This is a genomic window from Myxococcus sp. CA040A (genome assembly GCF_013336725.1).
Classification (GTDB): domain Bacteria; phylum Myxococcota; class Myxococcia; order Myxococcales; family Myxococcaceae; genus Myxococcus; species Myxococcus llanfairpwllgwyngyllgogerychwyrndrobwllllantysiliogogogochensis.
In genome coordinates, this window is the sequence record NZ_JABUMR010000003.1 from 246,846 (window position 1) to 266,576 (window position 19,731).

The 19,731-nt window shown below is 70.0% G+C and carries 17 protein-coding genes; 7 read left to right on the top strand and 10 right to left on the bottom strand.

Annotation, left to right across the window (positions count from 1 at the left end):
- Nucleotides 1-82 precede the first annotated feature (82 nt).
- From cheB to HUA75_RS13300, 6 genes are read right to left on the bottom strand one after another with little or no spacing between them, the layout of a single operon-like run.
- On the bottom strand, nt 83-1,144 hold the full coding sequence (gene cheB / locus HUA75_RS13275; protein WP_174486617.1) for a chemotaxis-specific protein-glutamate methyltransferase CheB: 1,062 nt from the start codon (nt 1,142-1,144) through the stop codon (nt 83-85).
- Nucleotides 1,141-3,513 carry a hybrid sensor histidine kinase/response regulator gene (locus HUA75_RS13280; RefSeq protein WP_141644483.1) on the bottom strand — a complete coding sequence of 791 codons (2,373 nt, stop codon included), beginning with the start codon at nt 3,511-3,513 and terminating at the stop codon, nt 1,141-1,143. Before HUA75_RS13280 ends, cheB begins: the two co-directional genes overlap by 4 nt.
- The gene (locus HUA75_RS13285; RefSeq protein ID WP_174486618.1) at nt 3,513-5,156 is read right to left on the bottom strand and encodes a methyl-accepting chemotaxis protein; all 1,644 of its coding nucleotides are present in this window, start codon (nt 5,154-5,156) and stop codon (nt 3,513-3,515) included. Before HUA75_RS13285 ends, HUA75_RS13280 begins: the two co-directional genes overlap by 1 nt.
- The gene (locus tag HUA75_RS13290) at nt 5,153-5,764 is read right to left on the bottom strand and encodes a chemotaxis protein CheW (protein ID WP_141644481.1); all 612 of its coding nucleotides are present in this window, start codon (nt 5,762-5,764) and stop codon (nt 5,153-5,155) included. The genes HUA75_RS13285 and HUA75_RS13290 overlap by 4 nt, the downstream gene beginning before the upstream one ends.
- Nucleotides 5,764-7,668 (bottom strand): CheR family methyltransferase, encoded by a 1,905-nt coding sequence (locus HUA75_RS13295; RefSeq protein ID WP_174486619.1) that lies wholly within the window; start codon nt 7,666-7,668, stop codon nt 5,764-5,766. The genes HUA75_RS13290 and HUA75_RS13295 overlap by 1 nt, the downstream gene beginning before the upstream one ends.
- Nucleotides 7,665-8,138, bottom strand: a complete 474-nt coding sequence (locus tag HUA75_RS13300; protein WP_174486620.1) for a chemotaxis protein CheW — start codon at nt 8,136-8,138, stop codon at nt 7,665-7,667. Before HUA75_RS13300 ends, HUA75_RS13295 begins: the two co-directional genes overlap by 4 nt.
- A 170-nt stretch (nt 8,139-8,308) precedes the next feature.
- Here HUA75_RS13300 and HUA75_RS13305 point away from each other — a divergent pair, with 170 nt between their 5' ends.
- The 5 genes from HUA75_RS13305 (at nt 8,309) to HUA75_RS13325 (ending at nt 15,917) form a co-directional block, all read left to right on the top strand.
- The gene (locus tag HUA75_RS13305; protein WP_174486621.1) at nt 8,309-9,769 is read left to right on the top strand and encodes an RluA family pseudouridine synthase; all 1,461 of its coding nucleotides are present in this window, start codon (nt 8,309-8,311) and stop codon (nt 9,767-9,769) included.
- A 198-nt stretch (nt 9,770-9,967) separates the two neighbouring features.
- Nucleotides 9,968-11,170 (top strand): formaldehyde dehydrogenase, glutathione-independent, encoded by a 1,203-nt coding sequence (gene fdhA, locus HUA75_RS13310; protein ID WP_174453926.1) that lies wholly within the window; start codon nt 9,968-9,970, stop codon nt 11,168-11,170.
- A 179-nt stretch (nt 11,171-11,349) separates the two neighbouring features.
- On the top strand, nt 11,350-13,386 hold the full coding sequence (locus HUA75_RS13315) for a zinc-dependent metalloprotease family protein (RefSeq protein WP_174486622.1): 2,037 nt from the start codon (nt 11,350-11,352) through the stop codon (nt 13,384-13,386).
- A 159-nt stretch (nt 13,387-13,545) separates the two neighbouring features.
- Complete coding sequence (locus HUA75_RS13320; RefSeq protein WP_141644475.1) at nt 13,546-14,046, top strand: VOC family protein; 501 nt, start codon at nt 13,546-13,548, stop codon at nt 14,044-14,046.
- 164 nt (nt 14,047-14,210) lie between these two features.
- On the top strand, nt 14,211-15,917 hold the full coding sequence (locus HUA75_RS13325) for a DUF3616 domain-containing protein (RefSeq protein ID WP_174486623.1): 1,707 nt from the start codon (nt 14,211-14,213) through the stop codon (nt 15,915-15,917).
- 87 nt (nt 15,918-16,004) lie between these two features.
- On the opposite strand, the gene HUA75_RS13330 is transcribed toward HUA75_RS13325, so the two are convergent.
- From HUA75_RS13330 to HUA75_RS13340, 3 genes are all read right to left on the bottom strand, one after another.
- The gene (locus tag HUA75_RS13330; protein ID WP_174460733.1) at nt 16,005-16,265 is read right to left on the bottom strand and encodes a hypothetical protein; all 261 of its coding nucleotides are present in this window, start codon (nt 16,263-16,265) and stop codon (nt 16,005-16,007) included.
- A 109-nt stretch (nt 16,266-16,374) separates the two neighbouring features.
- Nucleotides 16,375-16,671, bottom strand: a complete 297-nt coding sequence (locus HUA75_RS13335; protein WP_141644472.1) for a hypothetical protein — start codon at nt 16,669-16,671, stop codon at nt 16,375-16,377.
- A 200-nt stretch (nt 16,672-16,871) separates the two neighbouring features.
- Nucleotides 16,872-18,161: a glycosyltransferase gene (locus HUA75_RS13340; protein ID WP_174486624.1), complete on the bottom strand. Its 1,290-nt coding sequence runs from the start codon at nt 18,159-18,161 to the stop codon at nt 16,872-16,874.
- A 134-nt stretch (nt 18,162-18,295) separates the two neighbouring features.
- Between HUA75_RS13340 and HUA75_RS13345 the strand changes: the two genes are divergently transcribed.
- Complete coding sequence (locus HUA75_RS13345; protein ID WP_141644471.1) at nt 18,296-18,961, top strand: hypothetical protein; 666 nt, start codon at nt 18,296-18,298, stop codon at nt 18,959-18,961.
- A 100-nt stretch (nt 18,962-19,061) separates the two neighbouring features.
- Nucleotides 19,062-19,343 (top strand): hypothetical protein, encoded by a 282-nt coding sequence (locus tag HUA75_RS13350; protein WP_371746103.1) that lies wholly within the window; start codon nt 19,062-19,064, stop codon nt 19,341-19,343.
- A gap of 66 nt (nt 19,344-19,409) precedes the next feature.
- Here the strand turns inward: HUA75_RS13350 and HUA75_RS13355 are convergent, their stop codons facing one another.
- Complete coding sequence (locus tag HUA75_RS13355) at nt 19,410-19,724, bottom strand: hypothetical protein (RefSeq protein ID WP_174476138.1); 315 nt, start codon at nt 19,722-19,724, stop codon at nt 19,410-19,412.
- Nucleotides 19,725-19,731 lie beyond the last annotated feature (7 nt).

A 19,731-nucleotide genomic window follows, 5' to 3' on the forward strand; every position in this document is an offset into this window, starting at 1 on the left:
CGGGATATTGACACCCCAGGACCCGGAGGCCATTCCGGGCCAGGCAGGCGCCCAGCAAGGATTCAGTAGCGGATATTGTGGCTCACCCCGGCTGCGTGTCCGCCCGGACAGCGAGCAACAAGCGGGAAGGCAGGGCGGCCAGGGAGACGACCTCGTCCGCCAGCCCCGCGCTCACCACGACGCCGGGCATGCCGAAGACGACCGAGGACTCCTCGTCCTGGGCCAGCACGCGGCCTCCGGCTTCGCGCAGCTCTCGGGTCCCCTCCAGGCCATCCTGGCCCATGCCGGTGAGGATGACCGCCAGGGCCTCGGGGCCGTGCGCGCGCGCGACGGAGCGGAACAGCCACGTCGCGGAGGGACGGAAGCCGTTGACGGGGGCGGCCTTGGACACCTGGGCCCGGCCGTCCTGGACGCCCAGGTGCCGGTCGTCCGGCGCCAGGTAGACGTGCCCGGGCAGAAGCAGCTCCCCCTCTTCCGCCACCCGCACCGGCAGCGGGCCCGCCGTGGCCAGCCAGGACGCCAGACCCTGGCCGAAGCCGATGGCGATGTGCTGCACCACCAGCAGGGGCGCGGGGAAGTCCGCGGGCAATTCCGACAGGAGCCGGAACAAGGCGGCCGGTCCACCGGTGGACGCGGCCAGGGCGACCACTGACGCCCGGAGCGACTTCGCGCGAGGCGCGGGCCTGGGGACGGGCGCGGTCTGCGCGGTGCCCCGGTCCGGCCAGCGGCGGACGACCTTCACCTCGGCCATGGCCTTGAGGGTGTCGCGCAGGCGGCGGCTGTCCGCGTCGAAGTCGGGGGACTCGGGGCCCAGGGGCTTCTGGAGCACCGCGAGCGCTCCGGCCCGCAACGCGGCCATGGACGTCTGGATGTCGCGCTCCACCAGCGTGGAGACGACGACGACGGGCGTAGGCACCTCCGTCATGATGCGACGGGTGGCCTCCAGGCCATCCATGCGCGGCATCTGGATGTCCATCGTCACCAGGTTGGGCCGCAGACGCTGGGTGAGTTCCATCGCCTCCACGCCGTCCTTGGCTTCGCCCACCACGCTCAGCCCCGGGTCGGCGCGGAGGATTTCCACGAGCAGTCGACGGGCGGTGGGAGAGTCCTCGGCCACCACGATGCGCAACGGTTCTGTCCTCATAGAAGTCGTCTCAAGGTCTCCAGCAGGCTCGTCGGGTCGAAGGCGCTTTTCACAAGATAGGCACTGGCCCCGGCTTGCAGCCCGCGAGCCTTGTCCTCGGGCCGTCCCCTGGCGGTGACGAGGATGACCGGCAGCCTCGCGAAGCGCGGGGAGGCACGCACGGCCTCGGTGAGGGCGATGCCGTCCATCCGAGGCATCTCCACGTCCAGCACCAGGGCGTCCGCGCCGCCCGCCTGGAGCCGCTCCCAGGCCTCGGCGCCGTCGACACAGGGCACCACGTCGTAGCCAGCGCCCTCCAGGATGCTCTGCTCCAGCGCGCGGGTGGTGGGCGAGTCGTCCGCCAGGACGATGCGCCGCCGCGTCCGCTGGGTCACCGGGGCGGGGAACAGCGCCGTGGAGGGACGGCCCCCCGCGGCCCGCACGAGGGACACGGGGTTGAGCAGGAGCGACAGCCGTCCGTCTGGCAGCACCGCCGCCGCGGACACGTGGCGAGCGCGCCGCACGCGCGGCCCGAGCGCCCGGACGAGGGCCTCCTGTTCGGCCAGGACCTCATCCACCACCAGCGCGGCGCGCGCGGTGCCGGCCGCCAGCACCACCGCTCCCCGGCGCTGACGCGGCGGCCCCGGGGGCAGCCCCAGCACGTCCGCCAGCGAGGCCAGGGGCACCAGCGCGTCTTCCGCCACCCATGTCGGACGGCCCTCCACGTCGCGCACTTCGTCGGGGGACAGCCGCACCAGCCTCGCGACGCCCTCGCTGGCCAGCGCGAGAATCTGTCCTCCCGCGGACACCAGCAGGACGCGCAAGGTGCTCAGCGTGAGGGGCACGTCGAGCGCGAAGCGCGCGCCCTGGCCCGGCTGTGTGCTCACCTCCACCGTGCCGCGCATCGCCTCCACCTGCGTGCGCACCACGTCCAGTCCCACGCCTCGGCCCGCGACCTCCGTCACGCGCGTGGAGGTGGACAGTCCGGAGTGGAACGCGAGGCGCGCGGCGTCCTCATCGTCCTCGGGGGCATCGATGCCGTGGGCTACGGCGCGTGCTCGCAGCGCATCCAGATTCAGTCCGCGTCCATCGTCCTCCACCGTCACTTCCACGCGGCTGCCGCGCAGGCGCGCGGACAGGGTGACGCGGCCTTCCTCGGGCTTGTGCGCGCGGCGGCGCTCCTCGGGTGACTCCAGGCCGTGGGCCACGGCGTTGCGCACCAGGTGGAGCATGGGCTCGCGCAGGGATTGGAGCAGGGAGCGGTCGAGTTCGAGCGCGCCGCCGTGGACCTCCAGTCGCGCCTTCTTGCCTTCGGAGCGGGCCACGTCGCGCGCGGCGCGCTCCAATCCCTCGCAGCCTTCCAGGAAGGGCAGGGTGCGCGCGCGGCGGACCTCGTCGTCCATGCCCGTGGCCACGCCGCTCAGGGTCCGCTGGTCCGCCGCCAGCTCGCGAGTCACGCGCGCCAGCTCCTTCTCGGCCCGGCGCAGCGAGGACTCGGCCTCCGTGCCCTGCACCGCCTCGCGCATGCGCGCCAGCTCCTCGCGCACGCCCTCCAGCGTCTCCGTTCGCCCTTCCAGCCGCAGCGAGGCCACCCGCAGCTCGCCGCTACGAGAGAGCAGCGCGTCCAGCTTCTGCGCCGATACGCGCACCGGCAACGTCGCTTCCAGCACGGGGCTTGAGGGCGGGGATTCGGGCGCGGAGGATTCGGCGGAGGCGCCGGGCATCCGAGGAGACTCGGCGGAGGCGCCGGGCATCCGAGAAGACTCGGCGGAGGAGCCGGGCATCCGGGAAGACTCGGCGGAGGAGCCGGGCATCCGGGAAGACTCGGAGGCGGCGCCCGCCGCGCGCGAAGGCTCGGCGGCGGAGCCCGGCGCACGGGAACGCGCGGCGGATGCGCCCGGTGCACGGGAAGACTCGTCGGTGGCGCCGGTAGGTCGTGCCGCCCCCGGTGCATGGGGCGTCGTGCCCGTCGCGTGGGGCGCCGACACGTCGCCGTTGGCCGCGCGCTCCAGGTCCGGCAACAACGTGTCGAGCGGCGAGCCGGCCAGCTCCTGCTTCGAGGCGAGCCGCCTCCCCGCGTCGTCCAGCGCATCCACGGCGGCGAAGCACAGCTCATACAGCTCGGGCGACGCGGTGCGCCCGTCGCGCAGCGGCTCCAGCACTTCCTCCAGCCGGTGACACGCCGTCTCCACGAGCAGGGCACTGGCCGCGCGCGCGGCGCCCTTCACGCTGTGCAGCGTGCGCAGGAGCGCGGCAACCCGCTCCGCGGCGCGCGGCGTCCCCTGCTCCCGCTCCAACGCGAGCAGGTCCCGGTTGAGCGAGGCCACATGCCCCTCGAGCTCCTCGAGGAACGTGGCCAGCAGTGCCTGGGCGAGCCTGTCGCGGTCCATCAGCGCCCGTACTCTTCGAGCAGGTTCTTGAGCTTCTGGCCCATGCCGTTGATGTCCTGCATGGCCCGCTCCGTCTGGCGGGAGGACATCAGGCCCTGCTGCGTGGCCTGGTTGACGTCATGCATCGCCTGGCGAATCTGGGCGATTCCGGTGGCCTGCTGGTTGGCGGACGCGGCGATTTGCGCGGCGGTGAGCGACGCCTGGGCCAGCAGGTCCGACAGCGACTGGATGGTGGAGCCCGCCTCGGCGACGATGCGCGTGGTCGCCGCCACGCTCTTGGTGCCTTCCTCGGTGGTCATCACCGCGCCGTGGGTGGCCTTCTGAATCTGTCCCAGAATCTGGCGCACCTGACCGGTGGCCTTCTTGGACTGGTCCGCCAGCGCCTTCACCTCGGCGGCGACCACGGCGAAGCCCCGGCCATTCTCTCCGGCGCGGCTGGCCTCGATGGAGGCGTTGAGCGCGAGCATGTGCGTCTGCTCTGAGATGTCATTGACGGTGGTGATGATGTCGCCAATGGCCTGGGCCTGCTCGGCGAGGGCGAGGATGCGCGAGGCGATGGACTCCACCTGCTCGCGCACGGTGCCCATGGAGGCGACGGCCTCTTCCACGGTGCGCCGTCCGGTGCGTCCCACTTCCTCGGCGTGGCGCGCGGAGTCGCTGACGTTGCGAGCGCGGCCAGCGGCCTCCTCGGACGTCTTGGTGATTTCCTCGATGGTGCTCACCGTCTCCGTCACCGCGCTGCCCTGCTCCTGCGCGCTGGCCACCTGCTCCGTGGTGCTGGCGAGGATTTCGGAGCTGGCGCCCGCGAGCTGGTTGACGAACTCCGCCACGGTCCGCAGCGTGTGCTCTCGCTGCTCGGACTGCTTGGCGATTTGTGCCTCCGACTGTTGGCGCCGCTCGGCCATCTCGTTGAAGGCGCGCGCCAGCTCCGCCATCTCGTCGCGGCCCTTCAGGTCGATGCGGTGGGTGAGCTCGCCGCGGCCGAGCTGCTCCGTGCCAATCATGAGCCTGCGCAGCGGGACGGTGATGCTGCGCGTGACCAGATAGCTGCCCGCCGAAACGAGGATGAGTCCCAGCACGGTGCAGATGGCGAGCACCCACATGATTTGCCGCGCGGTGTCCCGGGCGGCCTCGGAGTGCTCGGTCCAGCGCTCCTGCTCCTCCGCGAGCATCTCGTTGATGACGTCGCGAATCTGGTCCATGAGCTGCCTGCCCCGGTTGCCCCGGACGATGGGCAGCGAGGCTTCCAGACCCTTCTCACGGCGCTGGCGGATGCCCTCCTCGAGCAGCGCCAGTCGGCCCGTCACGAGCGGCTCCAGTCGCACCATGCGGTTGCGCTGGTCGGGGAAGGGGGCCATCGCGTCGCGCAGCATGTTCATGTCCTGCTGGAGCGAGGAGAGGGCCGCCTGATAGGGCTCCAGATACGGGTCCTCGCCCGTGAGCAGGAAGCCGCGCTGGCCGGTCTCCGCGTCGATGAGCAGGGCGCGCACCTCGCGGACGAGGCGGAAGTTTTCATGGGCCTTGAGCAGCCCCTCGGTGGTGTCCGTGAGCTGGCGTGCGCCCTGGAAGGCGACGACCGCCAGGATGAGCAACACCATCAAGGACAGTCCGAAGCCGAGCGCGATGCGGTTCCCGATGTTCATACGACTCCTTCGTCGGACAAGTCGAACACGAGGCGACTGTCACCCAGCAGTGCCTCGCCCTCCAGCAAGAGTGTTCCGTCCCTGTCGGCCGCGAACACCAGTCCCCCGGCGGAATCCGCGAGGGTGACGGGGGCGGGCAACAGGTCCTGGCTCGACACCTGGGTGACTTCGTGGACTTCCTCGGTGCGCACGCCCAGCTCGGCCCGGTTCGTCCCCAGCACCAGCAGGGGGCCCGAGCTCTCCGCCGGAGCGCGGCCGAAGAGCGGGGCGAGCTCCACCACGGGGAGGACCTCGCCATGGAGCAGGGTGAGCCCGCGCAGCGTGGGAGGCGAGCCGGGCAGGGGCACCACCTCCGCGGCGCGGACGACCTCCAGCACGAAGCGTGACTCCAGGGCGTAGGTCTGGCTGGCGGCGCGAAAGCGCACCATCTCGCGCAGGGTGCCGGGAGCGACCTCGGGCGTAGGAGGGCGGCTCAAGACGCGAGCGCGCTCGTCGAGGAGCGCGGCCTCCGCCTCGGGGCTGAGGGCGCCTTCCGCTTCGCGAGAGGCCACGAGGTTCGCGAGCCGGGCGCGGACGGAATCCCAGTCGATGCCGTGAGGGCCAGCCATCAGGGTGCCTTGCCTTCAGTCAGGGGGTTCTCCAAGCGGATGCGTTCATCGCGCGCGGCGCGTGCGAGGTCCCGGGCGTGTTCTCCCTCCGCGAGTGGCAGGGGGGCATCGGGAGGAAGGGCTTCACAGAGGGCCTCTGCTTCGCGCAGGGCCTTGAGCGCGCCAGGGGTGTCACCGAGTCGGCGCAGCACGCGTCCCAGGACGAGCCACGCCACGGCGAGGGTGGGCTCCAGGTACAGGGCCTGACGGACGGAGCGCTCGGCGTCGGGCAGACGTCCCTGGCCGAGGAGGAGCAGGGCTTCGAGGTAGCGCAGGTCGGGGACGAGGGGATGGCGGGAGGCGGCCTCGGCGCTGGCGTAGACGGCGGCCTGGGCGTCGAGGTTCGCGATGGCGCGCACGGCGGCGGTGGCCGTGTCCGGGTCTGAATCGAGCGCGCCCATGCGAAGCGCGGCCTCGCGCCAGTCCCCGCGCTCCAGCGCGCGGCGGGCAGCGGAGAGTTCGGAGGGGCTCGGAGCGCGAGGCGAGGGACTCCCAGTTCCCTGAATCGCACCCGGTGTGCCCGCGCCTGGTGCAAAGCCAGACACGCCGACGTTGCTTCCGTGAGCCGCGCCCGCCGTGCCCGCGCTCGTGGAGCCCGTGCCTCGTCCGTGAGTCGTTCCCGCCGTGCCCGCGCTCGTGGAGCCCGAGCCTCGTCCGGGAGTCGTGCCCGATGTACCCGGGCCTGGAGGGAATCCGGGGGTGCCTGTCGTCGTGCCCGAACCGGGAGCGAAGCCAGGGGCGCCGCTGCCTGTCGCCGCGCCCGAGCCCGGAGCGAATCCAGAGGTGCCGATGCCTGTCGCCGCACCCGAAGGGCCCGAGCCCGGAGCGCCCGCGCGGCCTCCGGAGGGGCTCGCGGCTCCACCGCCCGGGAAGCGTGTGGTGCTGCCGGAAGCCCCTGTCTCGGTGCGCGCACTTCCTCCGGGTGCGGTACCCACGCCGCCCTCACCCGAATGCGCGGGGTGGCCTCCGCCGGAAGGCGGCACCGTCATCCGCCCCCGGTCACCGAACGGCGACGCATCGGGGACGGCCACGGTGGTGCCGGGGGGGAGCCGTCGGTAGAACACGCCCCACTCGGTGAGGACGGGCTCCAGCGGAGCGAGCCCTCCGAGCGGTGGGTCCGAAGGTCCGGTGAAGAGGACACCGCCTTCACCCAGCGAAGCGTGGAGTCGGCGGGCCACGGCCTCGATGGTGGAGCCGTTGAAGTAGATGAGGACGTTGCGACAGAAGACGACGTCCAGCTTCCAGATGCCCGAATCCGGCGACGGCCACGTATCGAGCGCGAGGTTCAGGTAGCTGAACCGCACGCGTTGCTTCACCTCGGGCGACAGGACGTACTGCCGGCCCTCGGGGCGAAGGTGGACCCGCATCCGTTCGGCCCAGGGGCCCCGCATGGACCACTCGCCGTAGTGCCCGCGTCGAGCCCGAGCGAGCGAGGCGCGAGACACATCGGTGGCATACACCGCCATGTGTTCGCCCCAGCCTTCGCTCATCAGCAGGGCCGCCATCGAATAGGGCTCCTCGCCGGACGAGCAGGCCGCGCTCCACATCTTCACGGTGTAGTCCGGGCCATGGCGTTCCCGGAGCGCGGGCAGGACCATGCGGCGCAGGAACTCGAAGTGCTCGGGGGTGCGGAAGAAGTACGTCTCGCCGATGGTGAGCTCGGTGAGGAGGTCATCCATCGCGGCGGAGTCGGAGGTGATGCGCGCGCGATACTCGTCGAAGTCACTCACGCCGGCGCGAGCCATGGCGCGAGAGATGCCTTCCTCGGCGGAGGCGGGGCAGCTCGGTGGGGCCAGGCCGGCGCGCTCCTCGACGAGCGCGAGCACGGCGGGGTAGCCCTCGTGGCTCCACGGCCCTTGCCTCACGGACGCTCCGTCGAGGTGGCGAGCGCCGTGTCCAGCTCCAGCGCCTCGGCCTCGGAGAGAAAGCCGCGCAGGTCATGGACCAGGACCAGTCCGTCTTCCAGCTTGGCGGCGCCGGCCACGTAGCCCACGCCGGGCAGCTCGCGGGGCGTCTCATCCCATTCGCCTGGAGCGAGCACGCGCAGGCCCTCGGCGCGGTCCACGCGCAGCGCGACCTGACGCGGGCCCGCCTGGGCGATGATGAGGTGGTCGAGCGCCGAGAGGGGACGTGCCGGGTGACGGAAGCGCCGGCGCAGGTCCAGCACGGGGAGCAACTGGCCATGCAGGTTGAGCAGGCCTTCGACGACATCGGGTGCGCGGGGCAGCGGCGTCAGGCGCACGGCGCGAATCAGCTCTCGCACGTCCCCCATGGGGAGGCCGTAGCGCTGACCTTCCAGGGTGAACAGCAGCACCTCTCGCGGAGCGGGCACCATGTGGGAGGGACATAGACGCTGTCCTGCGGGCTGTCGAACACGGCGTGCGCCCCGCACGTCGTGTGTCCACCAGTTCCCACTGGCGCCCGTGGCCTCCTGCCGCGACACACGTTTTCCCGCTTTCCGCACGCGGGTGCCTGGACCTGATAGATGCCGACGCGGGTATCACCGTGAGCGAGGCGCGTTTCTCCCAGACCCTGCTGTCCTTCGACGCGCCGCCGCTGCCTGGCGACGTGCCGGCGCGCCTCCCCAGTCCGTTCGAGTCAGGCCCCCCGGTGCGACTGGCCCGTCTGGCCGCGGAGGCGTTGCAACAGCGACTGCGGCGCGAGCACGCGCGGTGGGAGGAGTTGTGGCGGCCCGGTGGCGGCAAGATGTTCGGAGTGCTGGTCGTCGCGGCGCCGGAAGGACGGCTGGGGTACCTGTGCGCGTTCTCCGGGATGTTGGGCGGCTCCTGGGACGTGGAGGGCTTCGTCCCGCCCGTGTTCGACCCCGTGGCGCGCGCCGCGTTCTGGCCCGAGGGTGAGGCGGAGCTGGCCGAACTGGGACGGAGGCACGCGGAGCTGACGGAGCAATGCGCACGCCTCGCCCAGGAGCCCCGAGGACGAAAGGCCGAGCTGCGAGAACTCGAAGCGCGCCGGAGCGAGGTCGCGCACGAGCGGGCCGAGCGTTCCCGAGCCCTCTGGCGTCAACTGTCGCAAGGCTTCGCGGTCCCCAACGCGAGAGGCGAGCAGCGGTCCATGGCCGCGCTGTTCGCGCCGCGTCCGCCGCCGGGAGGCGCGGGAGATTGCGCCGCGCCCAAGCTGCTGGCCTGCGCGTACCGTCACGGATTCAAGCCCCTGGCGCTCGCGGAGTTCTGGTGGGGCGCGGAGCCGCTCGGAGGAGGCCGTCGGTCGGGTGCGTATTACCCGGCGTGTGACAACAAGTGCGGAACAGTGCTGCCGTTCATGCTGGAGGGCCTGGCCGTGGACCCCGCGCCCGCTTCGCCAGTCACCTCCCGCGACGAGGACGTGCTCCGCGTGCTGCACGAGGACGCGGCGTTGCTCGTGGTCGACAAGCCCCACGGCTTGCCATCGGTGCCGGGCCGTCATTCACCCACGCGCGACTCGGTGCTTGTCAGACTCCTGCCACGCTTCCCGGACCTGAGCGCCGCGCGCTTCGTCCACGAGCTGGAGTCAGAGGTGTCGGGCCTCCAGGTGATTGCCCGGGACACCGCGACCCAGTCCGCGCTCCAGCGCCAGCTCGCGCGTGGCGAAGCCGAGCACCGGCACGTCGCCTGGGTCGAAGGACTCGTCGCCGTCGAGCAGGGCCGTATCGACGTGCCCTTGCGAGGCACGACGTCAGGTGCCCTTGAAACGCTCGCGAACCCGAATCACGGCAAGCAGGCCGTGACCGAGTGGCGTGTCACGGAGCGAAGCGAGTCGCGCACACGCGTGCTGCTCTGGCCCCGGACGCGTCATGCGATGCAATTGCGCATCCATGCCGCGCATCCGTTGGGGCTGGGCTTGCCCCTCGTCGGGGACGCGCGCTTTGGCGTCGAAGACGCGCGACTGATGCTTCACGCCGAGGGGCTCGGCTTCACCCACCCTGCTTCAGGGGAGCGTCTGGACTTCTCCTCGCCCGCGCGGTTCTGACGACCAGCGCCGAGCGCACGGAAGGGCTCCCTCGAGCCGCGATAATCCGGACTGAGTCGAAGGGCAGGAGGGCAGACGAGAGGGCACACCCTTCATGGCCCCCACGCCCCTGCGTGCCAGTGAGTCGGAGGGTCACCAGCCTTAACCGGACTTTGCACGCGGCGCGGCACGGCCGGGCCGCATCGGAGGAGTCCGCTCATGGCCAGCAATCGCGGCGTCGTCTATCTGGGTCCCGGCAAGGTGGAGGTGCGCTCCATCGACTACCCGAAGATGGTGAACCCGGAAGGGAAATCCATCGAGCACGGGGTCATCCTCAAGGTGGTCTCCACCAACATCTGTGGCTCGGACCAGCACATGGTGCGCGGACGCACCACGGCGCCGAAGGGCCTGGTCCTCGGCCACGAAATCACCGGAGAAATCATCGAGAAGGGCAAGGACGTCGAGTACCTCGCCATCGGCGACCTCGTCACCGTGCCCTTCAACGTCGCCTGCGGTCGCTGTCGCACGTGTCGTGAGCAGCAGACGGGCGTGTGCCTCAACGTCAACAAGGGTCGAGCGGGCGGTGCCTACGGCTACGTGGACATGGGCGGCTGGGTGGGCGGACAGGCCGAGTACGTCATGGTCCCCTACGCGGACTTCAACCTCATCCGCTTCCCGGACAAGGCGCAGGCGCTGGAGAAGATTCTCGACCTGACCATGCTGTCGGACATCCTCCCCACGGGCTTCCATGGTGCCGTCATGGCGGGCGTCGGTGTCGGCTCCACGGTGTACGTCGCGGGTGCCGGTCCGGTGGGGCTCGCGGCGGCGGCCTCCGCGCACGTGCTGGGCGCGGCGGTGGTGATGGTGGGTGACATGAACCCGGAGCGGCTGAAGCACGCGAAGGCCTCCGGCTTCGAGCCCATCGACCTGACCAAGAGCGACAAGCTCGAGGAGCTGATTGAAGCGGTCGTCGGTGTGCCGGAGGTGGATGCCTCCGTGGACGCCGTGGGCTTCGAGGCGCGCGGCCATGGCGCCCAGGCCACCACGGAAGCTCCCGCCACGGTGCTCAACTCCCTGATGGCGATTACCCGCGCCGCGGGTGGCATCGGCATTCCGGGGCTCTACGTCACCGAGGATCCGGGCTCCAAGGACGAGGCCGCGAAGCAGGGCAACCTGCGCATGCGCTTCGGGTTGGGCTGGGCCAAGTCCCATCGGTTCTTCACGGGGCAGACGCCCGTGCTGCGCTACAACCGCCAGCTCATGCAGGCCATCCTCCACGGCCGGCTGCCCATCGCGAAGGCCGTCAACGCGACCGTCATCTCGCTCGACGACGCGCCGCGCGGCTACCACGAGTTCGACACGGGCGTGGCTCGCAAGTTCGTCATCGACCCACATGGGATGGTGAAGAAGAAGTCCGCCTGAGTCCGGCGAGCAGGGACGTCGTCCTCCTCGTGGGTACGTGCGACGGCTCGTCACGTGCCCCCGGGTGAATTCCTCGTGCCTTCCACCTGCGCTGTTGCCACCGCGTGCGGGCGGGGGCACAAGGCGCGCGGCGCTCCTCGGGCGACATCCGCTCGGGGACGCCGTTCGCCGGAGGCGAGATGTCCCGCACGTGGAACATGGTGGCGGCCGTGTGGTTCGCGGCCTGTGGCATTCAGGGTTGTGTTTCATCCGAAGAGGCTCAAACACCGGAGCAGGTGTCGCGCGAGGAGGCGTGGGAGGGCGAGCTGGAGGTCCGGGTGGTGGATGCGCCCTCGCTCGACGCCTCTCATGAGGAGTACGTCCTCGTCACCGGGCGCGAGCGTCACCCGGTGGTGTTCAAGGGCGACGCGCCGAAGGGCCTGCGCAGCGGCCTGCACGTGAAGCTGCGCGGACAGAAGACGGCGCGCCAGCTCGTCGCTCAATCGGTGGAGGTGGACACGCGGACCCGGTCCGCCAGCTCCACGCTGGGGACGTGTGGTGTCACCGGTGTGCAGCGCAGCCTGGTCATCATGGCGGCGTTCCCCGGCATGGCCACTCCCTCGAACACGCCGCAAGGGATGGAGGAGGCTTTCTTCTCCACCACGCGCCGCTCGCTGGCGGGGTACTGGAGCGAGGTCTCCGAGGGGCGCACCACGACGACAGGTGACGTGGTGGGCTGGTACATGCTGGACCGCGCCTATGCCTGCGAGGAGTCGGACGCGATGCGCACGGCCGCGCTCCAGGCGGCCGACGCGGACGTCGACTTCACGCAATATGACCGCATCTTCATCGTCCACCCGCGTCCGCAGGCGGGCTGCTACTACGGGGGCCTGGCCACGTTGTCCTGCGGTCAGGTCGCGACGCCGGACGGCACCGTGACGGCGTCCACCGCGTGGCTCGTCGCGCAGTCGATGAACACCCACGACAGCGCCGTGCAGCTCATCACGCACGAGGCGGGGCACAACCTGTCGCTGAACCACTCGCAGACGCGCGACTTCGGCGCGGAGCCGCTGTCGCTGCTGAATCTGGCGGGCACGCTGGACGAGTACGGCGACGTCTTCTCCTCCATGGGCCGTTGGAACCTGGGCCACTACGCGGTGCCTCACAAGGCGCGCATCGGCTGGCTGGCTCCGTCCTCGGTGGTCCAGGTGGATGGCGTGGGAGGCACCTTCATGCTCGCGCCGGTGGTGGCGTCAGGCGGCGTGAAGGCCCTCAAGGTGCGAAGGGGGCAGGGCAATGACGCGTGGCTGTGGCTGGAGTACCGCCAGCAGGTGGGCAGCTACGAGTCGACGCTGCCGTCCCAGGTGTTCGGTGGCGCGCTCATCCACTACGAGGACGCGGACACGCGGGATGGCACGCACCTGCTCGACTTCACGCCGGGGACCGCGTCCTGGAGCGACCCGGCCCTGCTTCCGGGCACGACGTGGGAAGACCCGTACAGCAACCTCTCCGTGACGGTCGTCTCCGCCACCAGCACCGCGCTCACGGTGACCCTCCAGTACCGTCAGGCCGCCTGCATCCGAGCGGCGCCCGAGGTCGAGGTGACGCCCTTCGAGCCCACCGTCTGGCCTGGAAGCCGCCCCGAGGTGGAGTTGCTCATCATCAATCGTGACTCGGTGGGCTGTACCCCGAGCGTCTTCCAGCTCGCGGCCATCGTCCCGCCGGGCTGGAGCTCCGACCCGCTGCCCGCGCAGCGCACCATCGCCGCGTCGGGTTCGACGTCGCTGACGCTCCAGCTCTACACGCCGTACGCCGCGACGCCGGGGACGTACGCCACGGGCGTGGACGTCACGCGCAATGGCCACACCGTGAGGGGCACGGCCGCGCAGGAGGTCGTCGAGCGCTGTATCTCCGCGACTCCCACGCTCACGCTCTCGCCCACGACGGTGACGGCGGCGCCGGGCACGGACGTCACCTGGACGGTGTACGTGCAGAACCACGACTCCGCTTCGTGCAATTGGGTCTGGTACGACTTCTGGAACAACGACACGACGGGCTGGGACACGACCTGGTCTGACTGGGGCGTGAACCTGCCGCCGGGTGGCGACTTCACCTTCACGATGACGAAGTCCATTCCCGCGAATGCCCAGGGCACCCACACGGTGGGCCTGGAGCTCTTCCAGGACGAAGTCGGCATCGCGGCGAGCACCACCGCCACGGTTCATGTGGCTGAGTAGCTGAAGGGGAGGGGAGCCGGCCCGCGCTCGCGTCGAGCACCCGGCTCCTCTCGGCCAGGCGACCCATTGGCTGCTCAAGGGCTCTCAAGCCACGGCGGCGAGCCGGGTGCACGGACCCTGTTCAGTTTGCTCCTGAGGCACAGCCCGAAGGAGCCGCTCATGTCCAAGTTCCAGCGCATCACCCCGTTCCTGTGGTTCCCCGACCAGAAGCAGACGGAGGCCGCCGTCGCGCTCTACACGTCGGTCTTCCCGAACTCGCGAGTCGTCACGACGACGCGCTACAACGAGCCGAGCGCGAAGGTGAGCGGTCAGCCCCTTGGCGCGGTGATGACCCTCGAGTTCCAGCTCGACGGCCAGGACTTCGTGGCCATCAACGGAGGTCCCCACTTCAAGTTCACGGAGGCCCTGTCGTTGGTAGTGAACTGCGAGTCGCAGGCGGAGGTGGACCACTACTGGTCACGCCTGTCCGAAGGCGGTGACGAGCGCGCCCAGCAATGTGGCTGGCTCAAGGACCGCTTCGGCGTGTCGTGGCAGGTGGTGCCCACCGAGCTCGTTCGACTGCTCGCGGGCCCGGACTCGGAGAAGTCCCGCCGCGTGACGGAGGCGATGTTGAAGATGAAGAAGCTCGACCTCGACGCCCTGCGCAGGGCGGCCGGATAGCTGTCGACGCGCCCGCGAGCCGCGAGGACACGGAGGGGCGAAACGGACCTGCGGGATTCCCGTCCCTCCCTCCTCGTTGTCGCGGGGTTTCGACAGAATCGTCACGGCATCCATTCGCGAGCCAGGAGACGGTGCGGCTTCGCACGATGCGCGAGGGAAATGACATGCGTGGATTGAAGCGTCCGTTCATCGCTGTGCTCGTCGCGTCCTCCTGGCTCCTGGGAGGATGCGGAGAAGTGGAACCCGCGCTGCGTGACACGGAGCTGGAGGCTTCGCTCCCCTTCACCCAGCCGCTGGCGGCCACCCAGAGCACGTCATTCCAGGATGGCGTGGCCCCGACGACGGACTACGCGGGCACCCGGGACGCGATGATTGAAGAAGAGGACTCCGACGCCAACCACGGGAGCGACACGAAGCTCTCCGCGAGCGGAGACACGCCCGCCGGCAGTGGCAACGAGAACTTCGCCCTGCTGGCGTGGGACGTGTCCGCCATTCCAGCCAACGCCGTCGTCCGCTCCGCCTCGCTCACCGTCACCGTGTCCGACAAGGCCGACCAGGACTATCAGCTGTATGCGCTGACGCGCGGTTGGACGGAGAGCCAGGTCACCTGGGAGCAGGCGGACAACAACCAGGACTGGGCCTCGAACGGCGCGGATGGGACGGGAGACAGGGACTCCACGGTGCTGGGCACGCTTCGAGCGCCCGCGACGGGCACGTACACCGTGGCGCTGAATGCCCAGGGGGTGGCGGCGGTGCAGCGGTGGGTGAGTACACCCGCGAGCAATCAGGGCCTCATCCTCGCCAACAAGGACAATGACAACCGCCTGGAGCTGCGCTCGAGCGAGTACTCGACGAAGGCGTCGCGTCCCAGGCTCACCGTGACGTGGGAGGCATCGGGGACGCCTGGAGGCGAGGTGCCCGCCTCGGGGACGTTCAAGGGCACCTGTGACGGCTCCGGTGGCGCCTGGGTGGATGGGACGCACTTCCTGAACGTGAATGACGAGTCCCAGTCCGTGCGCATCTACACGCGGAGCCAGAGCGCCACCGCGGTGAAGACCCAGGACGTGAGCGCCGCCATCGGCCTCTCGTCGTCGGACGAGGCGGACCTGGAGGACGTGGCCCGCGTGGGCAATCGCCTCTACGTGACGGGCTCGCACGCGCGCAATAAGGACGGTGAGCTGGAGTCGTCGCGCTACAAGTTCTTCGCGCTGGATGTCGCGGGCACCGTGCCCTCGGTCACCCTGCAGGTGGCGGGGACGTCCTCGACGCTGCTGCGTGACTTGCTCGACGCCGCCAACTGGGATGCTCCGGACTCGGCCGTCATCACGCTGCTGAATGCGCGCTCACGGTTGGCGGAGCCCACGGTGGCCTCGCTCGCGCCAAAGCTGAACGGCACCAACGTGGAGGGGCTCGCGGCGCTGCCCTCGGGCGAACTGGCCATCGGCTTCCGCAACCCACGCGTGGGCTCCAGTGCCCTGGTGGTGACGCTGACCAATCCGGACGCCGTCCTCACGGGAGCCACGGCGCGGTTTGGTCGAGCCATCCCCCTGAATCTGGGAGGCCAGGGGCTGCGAGGCATGGCGTGGTCGGAGGCCCACCAGGCGATGTTGCTCCTCAGCGGTCCACATGACGAGAGCAGTGGCCCCTTCGCCCTCTGGAAGTGGTCGGGCGACGCGAGCAGCGCGCCAGTGAAGGTGGTGGACCTGACCGCGCCGGAGAACTCCGCGCCGGAGGCCGTCATCCCCTATCCCGGCTCGCTGGATGTGCAGGTGCTCTTCGACATGGGCTCGCGCTTGATGGGGGGGACGGAGTGCAAGGACGTCGCATCCTCCAGCCAGAGCTTCAGCGACGTGTTCGTGCACGTCGACTGATTCAGGGCGCGGAAGATGCCCGGGGCGAGACTCCGGGAAGAAGAGGAGTCTCGCCCCAGGAGGGGTGTGGGGACTTCGAGGGGGGCTTCAACAGCCAGAGATGCAGATGGAATAGACGGCGGAGCAGCCCGCCAGGCATCCCAGGTTGCCGCCACATCTGCCGTTGCAACTCGACAGATTGTCGGAACACTTCTCCCTGCAGGTCTTCGTCGCGGCCGCGGAGACCTCCCCGGTCTGGGCGCTGTCCTCGGAGGGGGTGTCCAGCGTCTCGTCGGGCTCCATGGGACCACAGCCCACGGTCAACACGAGGGCCGCCATGCCTACCAACCACGCCAGGGGATTCTTCATGTTCGTGACTCCATGTTGTCGGGAGCGAGCGCTCCCGTGTGTTTGACGTCAGGTTGAAAGTCTTGGATGGATTTCGAGGGGGAAGCAGGTGGCCGTGAGTGATGAGGGCCTACCGCGGCTCCTGCTCACCGTGGGTGAGCGCGAGGAGCGCCTTGAAGGGGTCCTCCGTCCGCGCCTCTGGCGTCGGAGCGCCCGTCGGCGTGCAGATGGCGCCCGGGAAGTCGGGCATGAGGTTCACGGGGCTCTTCGGCTTCTGGGGCTCGAAGCAGCTCGTCGCGCCCGTCGGAGACGGCATGGCCGCGGATGGCTGGGTGCCCGGAGTGTCGCAGATGGGCTTGGGCAGCGTGTTGTCGACTTTGGGCTGGTTGATGAACTGCTTGATGGAGGTCGCGCTTCCAATGCTCATGGTCCTGCTCCTGTCCGAGGGGCTCTGGACGACAGCAAAGCAAGGCCGGGGCCACGACCTAAGGGCGCGAAAGGACGAGCCGGCGCGGAGCCGGTTGTAGGCCGCGGACTACAAGTCGCCGCGGGATTGCTGGCTGGAGACTGCAATCGCGCAAGCTCTCTCCGAGCCCCGCGAAACTCTTCAGCGCCCTGGGTGAGCGCTCACTTCACCAATCGCAGCACCGCTCGCACCGCGCGCTCCGTTCCGTCCACGCCTTCCAGCGCGGCGGCGAGCGCGCGGGCCCGGGCCGTGACGGCGGGCTCCAGGAGTCGGGAGAGGGCGCTGGCGACGGAGGTCGCATCGAGCGCCGAGGGAAGCACCGCGACGCCCACGCCGAGCCGCTCCACGCGACGCGCGTTCGCGAGCTGGTCCCCGCCGAAGGGAATCACCACCATGGGTCGGCCCGCGGCGAGCGCTTCCTGCACGGTGTTGTTCCCGCCATGTGTCACGACGAAGTCCACGCGCTGGAGCAAGGGCACCTGGGGCACCTGACGGAACACGAGCGTGCGAGGGCCGGCGCGCGGCTCCAGTCGGCCGAAGCTGGCGCCTGCGCTGACGACGGTGTGGACGTCATGCCGCGCCAGTCCGTCGAGGATGGCGTTGAACACGCGAGGCTGTCCGTTGAACACGGTCCCCAGCGACACGTACACATGGCGGCGCCCCGGCTGAAGGGCGCGCAGCGCGGGGTCGTCCTGGTCCGCGTCGCGGGCGCGCGGGAGGCAGGGCCCCACCATCTCCACGGGGCCCGGGAGGAGCTTCAGGCCCGGCTCCAGCTCGGGAATCGTCATCAGAAGATTGAGGTCGTCGGAGATGGGCGCGGAGAGCAGCCCTCCCCCGCGGAGCTGCACACCCAGCGCGCTCGCGTCCCGTGCGACGCGCTCATCGAACCAGCGGCCGAGCGACTGCGTCGCTGCCTCCGCGCGCGCCCAGGTCGCATCACGGGGCGCATCATCCGGAAGTCCACTGCCAAAGGGTGACGCCCCCTCCACGGGGAAGGGCAGCGCCGAGTGATAGAGCGCCGCATAGGGCCGCTGTGTCAGTCGGGCGGCGAGCAGTGCGGCCGGCATGAGGTAGTCACCGAGCACCACATCGATGTGGGCCGCCTCGATTTCCCGGGCGAGGTGGCGGGCCTGGGACTTCATCCCTGCGGTGAACAGCCGGAGCGCCAGGGCCAGCTCGTCGACGCCGCGGGCGCGCGGGATGCGGGCCCCATACCAGAGCATGGCGGGCGAGGGCTGGAGCCGGATGAGGCGCAGGCCGTCGCGCTGGATGGCGTGGGGCAGCGTCGTCGCGACGCGCAGGGGCTCGGGCCAGAGGTCGGAGAAAGGGAGGGGCGGCGCGGCCAGGGCCATCGCGACGTCGTGGCCCAGCTCGCGCAACCGTCCGCCCAGGACTCGCAAGGCGTTGGTGTGGCCCGCCGTCGGATGGGCCGCCATCAAGATGCTCGACATGGAGGACGCTTAGCACGACCTGTCGTGCCGCCTGCCCCCCGGTGTGCCTGCCCGGGTGTCACAGCGGGGGCTCCACCACTCCACGTCAGAGGGAGCCACGGTGGCTTCCCTTCGAGCTTCGAGAGGTGGGGACCATGTCCAAGGAAACGCAGTCCTTCCTGACGGTGCTGCTGTCACTCGTGCTGGTGCCGGGAGTCCTGCTCCTCGTCAGCGCGGTGACGGGAGGCGCCTTCCCGGCGGGCGTCGCGCTGCTGCTGGGGCTACCGCTGGGGCTGGGGTACGGCCTGGAGGCCGGGCTCTTGCGCATCTATCCGCTGCCCTCCGCGCAGGGCTGGGTGGAGCTCATCATCGACCTCACCTGGAGCCTGCCCAACACGCTGTTCGGCTTCATCTTCGGAAACATCGTCTATGTCTTCTTCGGCAAGCTGTCCCGCCCCGACTCGGAGGGACAGGGCTGGATTGTCTATCGAGCCAACCCGGGAGGCTCGTTCGGAAACAACGTGCTCCAGACGCTGGGCACGGTGAACCTGGGCGGCGCGGGACAACACGAGAAGATGCACCTGCTCCAGGCGCGCATCTTCGGCCCCTTCTACCTGCCCTTCGTCGCGGCCTCGTATGTCATCACGTCCCTGCTGCAACTGCTCTGGACGTGTACCCTCGGCGGGCTCCTGAAGCTGCTCGGCATGCGAGACAAGGCCTACCTCCGGCCGCCCGCGCGCTCCGCGGTGGGAGGCTTCTTCGGGTGGATCTACTACGCGACGCCCATCGAGCTGTGGGCCTACGCCACCGGCAATCCTTGAGACAGGTTGAGTCATTTTTGCCGTCTTGTCCTGCTTTGCGCGACTGATGCTAGGTTTGCTCCACCGGAAGCCCAATCATGGCCCGGTGGAGGGTGCACACGTGCGCAGCAGGAACATCCTGGGTGGGTTGTTGACGGCGGCACTGCTGACGATGGGCTGTGGTGGCATGGAGCCGGCGCTGGAGGAGGAGCAGGCCGCGCTCGACACGCGCGAGGACGCGCTGCCCTTCTGCGGCAACCAGTCCTACTGGATTGATTACTACTCCGACGCGACGTACACGAAGTGGGTCGGATACATCTCATGTGAGTGTTATCAGACCGCGTGGGTTTCCGGCCGCCGGACCAGCTTCGCGGTGACGGACTTCTCGTCCACCTGCGGCTGATGACCCTGGCTGCTCGCGGGCCCTGCCCGATGCTCCCTGTGAGGGGCATCGGGCCGAGCCCCTGAACTAGGGACAGATGTTGTAGCAGGAGCCCGCGCCGCGAGCCCGGCACTCCGCGGTGGAGGAACAGCTCGAACAGTCGTAGGAGCAGTAGCCCAGCAGACCCACCGGCTCGTCAGAGAAGAGGGCAGGCGTGGCGTCCAGCGGGAGCCCGCTGCGCGCCCTCGACATGAGCAGCTTCTGCTTGTCCGCGTCGCAGGCGCTGGCGGCTGGGGTGGTGGAGTCGTCCGCGACAGGTTCATCCTGAGGGAAGGTGGCGGCAATCATTCCCACCGCGACGGTCAGCGCCAGCACGAATCCAAAGGCAGGCTTCAGCGTCATTCAGAGC